This window comes from Dietzia sp. DQ11-38-2 (assembly GCF_014145055.1).
GTDB lineage: Bacteria > Actinomycetota > Actinomycetes > Mycobacteriales > Mycobacteriaceae > Dietzia.
This window is the reverse complement of the sequence record NZ_JAALDW010000156.1, coordinates 1-2567: the sequence shown is the minus strand read 5'-3', so window position 1 is coordinate 2567 and position 2567 is coordinate 1. Positions and strand designations below refer to the sequence as shown.

Below are 2567 nucleotides of genomic sequence, written 5' to 3'. Positions count from 1 at the left end.
GGCTCCTCACGGGCGCCCCCGGCGGCGAGGTGGTGGTCCGCGACCCCGACGGGGCCGAGCGGCATCGCGTCGGTGGTCTGACGTCGGTCGATCGGATCAGCGTGGCCCGGGACGGTTCGGTCACGGCGTTCAGCCGACCGGACACCGTCATCGCCAGCATCGATCTGGACGAATCCGGGGCCGGGCCGCTCCTGCGCGCCGGCAGAGGAGCCGGGATGCTCGGTGAGTACGGGGATGTCACCATCGTCGCCAGCGACACCGTGGGGGACACACTGCTGGTCTACTCGACCTCGCCGATCCGGCTCCATCAGCAGTTCCCGGTCGCGGCCGCGCCCTGGGCGGTCGCCGGGGACCCCACCCGGGACGTCGTCTGGGTCACCTCCACCGGGACCAACACCGTCCAGGCGTACGATCTCGGCGACGGCACGGGGGTACGGCGGGCCGAGATCGCGACGGTGCGCCAACCCGATTCCCTGGTGGTCACCGCTTCCGGGACGGTGGTCGTCGGATCCGCCGACGGTGCGGGACTGCACCTGATGCGGCCAGAGCTCCCGGAGCCGTCGAGCTGATCGACGCACCACCCACGCCCCATCGAGGAGGACCGTGTACTCGCTGATGAAGAGTGTGCTGTTCCGCTTTCCCGCGGAACGGATCCACCACCTGGTCTTCGGCTTTCTCAAGCTGTTGACCCTGGTACCACCGCTGGGTTCGCTCGTGCGCCGGGTCCTCGGTGTCCGGGATCCGATCCTGGCCCAGGATGTCCTGGGGCGCCGGTTCCCCGGGCCGCTCGGCCTCGCCGCCGGTTTCGACAAGAACGCCGCGGCCGTCGACTCGTGGGGTGCGATCGGGTTCGGGTTCAGCGAGGTCGGCACGGTCACCGCGTCACCCCAGCCCGGGAATCCGGCGCCCCGTCTGTTCCGGCTGCCGGAGGACCGGGCGATCCTCAACCGGATGGGCTTCAACAATCACGGCGCGGGCAACGCGGCCAACAATCTGCGCAGGCGCCGGAGCAGCGACCCCGTGGGGATCAACATCGGTAAGACCAAGGTGGTGCCCCCGGAGGACGCGGTCCGCGACTACGTGGCGTCCGCCAGCGTGCTCACCGGGCTGGCCGACTACATGGTGGTCAACGTCAGCTCCCCCAACACCCCCGGCCTCAGGGATCTCCAGGCGGTCGACTCACTCCGCCCCATCCTCACCGCGGTCCGTGACGTGGCGACGATCCCCGTGTTGGTCAAGATCGCGCCCGACCTGGACGACGACGACATCGACGCGGTCACGGACCTCGTCATGGAGCTGGGCCTCGCGGGCATCGTCGCCACCAACACCACCATCTCCCGGGACGGGCTCAGGACACCGGCTGCCGTCGTGGAGGCGATGGGTGCGGGAGGGATCTCGGGGGCGCCCGTCGCGGCCCGGTCCCGCCAGGTGCTCGCCCGGATCCACGAGCGGGCCGGCGATCGGATCGTCCTCATCTCGGTGGGCGGCGTCGAGACCCCGGAGGACGTGTGGGACCGCATCACCCACGGTGCTCATCTGGTCCAGACGTACACCGGTTTCGTGTTCACCGGACCCGATCTCATCCGTGGGACCAACAAGCTCGTCGCCCGACGGCTCCGGCAGGGCGGGTTCGCCTCCCTGGCGGAGGCCGTGGGTTCGGCGGTCAGCTGACCCCTACTGCTCGAAGAGCGCCGTGACGGTCCCGCGGGCCAGGCCCTGCCCGAAGAGGTTGAACCCCACGAAGGCGCAGGAGGCGTCCTCTCCGAGTTCGATCTCGTCGCCGACGGCGTGAACGGCGAGGATGTATCGGTGCGGACCGTGCCCCTCCGGTGGGGCCGCTCCCACGAATCCCTTGAACCCGGCGTCGTTGCGGACCACGACGGACCCCTCCGGGAGGCCCGAGGTGTCGTCGCCGGTGCACGCCCCCTCCGGTAGCGAGGTCACGTCGGCGGGGATGTTGGCCACCGACCAGTGCCAGAACCCCGAGGCGGTCGGCGCGTCGGGGTCGAACACGGTCACCACGTAGGTCCGGGTCCCCTCCGGCCCGGCACTCCAGCTCACCTGAGGCGACTTGTCCTCGCCGCCTTCGACTCCCATCTTCCCGCCGAGCTGCCCGGACGAGAGGGTGGAGCCCTCGACGAAGGATTCGCTCGTCACCTCGAGGGCGGGGAGGTCCGGAAGTGCGTCGTAGGGGTTCGGCACGCGGAAGTCGGTCATCGTCATCCTCCTGGGTCGGACGGTGCGGGGAGGTGTCCCCGGCCGGTCTCGTCCTTGTCTACCAGCGATGACCGGACGGCGTCGGGTGGGAGCGGGGTCCGATTTGTCCCACGGTTCGCGCATCGGCTAGTGTCATTCCTCGCACGACCAAGCCGGGGAAGATCCGGTGCAGGTCACCAGTGTGCGAGCGCGAGTGGCGGAATGGCAGACGCGCTAGCTTGAGGTGCTAGTGTCCTATTAACGGACGTGGGGGTTCAAGTCCCCCCTCGCGCACACTGTGTCGAGACAGTAGAAGTGGCCCCGGATCCGTGAGGACCCGGGGCCCACTTAGTAGTGCCCCATAGAGTGGT

The 2567-nt window shown here is 69.6% G+C and carries 2 protein-coding genes, 1 tRNA gene and 1 pseudogene; 3 read left to right on the top strand and 1 reads right to left on the bottom strand.

The annotated features are described in order from the left end of the window. Window positions 1-569: pseudogene (locus tag G6026_RS06215) on the top strand (hypothetical protein); the annotation flags it as partial. A gap of 34 nt (window positions 570-603) precedes the next feature. Next, the gene (locus G6026_RS06210) at window positions 604-1671 is read left to right on the top strand and encodes a quinone-dependent dihydroorotate dehydrogenase (RefSeq protein ID WP_182612576.1); all 1068 of its coding nucleotides are present in this window, start codon (window positions 604-606) and stop codon (window positions 1669-1671) included. Between the two features lie 3 nt (window positions 1672-1674). Here the strand turns inward: G6026_RS06210 and G6026_RS06205 are convergent, their stop codons facing one another. Beyond that, entirely contained in the window at window positions 1675-2217 is a 543-nt protein-coding gene (locus tag G6026_RS06205) for a YbhB/YbcL family Raf kinase inhibitor-like protein (RefSeq protein ID WP_107756463.1), read from the bottom strand. Between the two features lie 187 nt (window positions 2218-2404). Here G6026_RS06205 and G6026_RS06200 point away from each other — a divergent pair. After that, window positions 2405-2490 (top strand) — tRNA-Leu (locus tag G6026_RS06200). Window positions 2491-2567 lie beyond the last annotated feature (77 nt).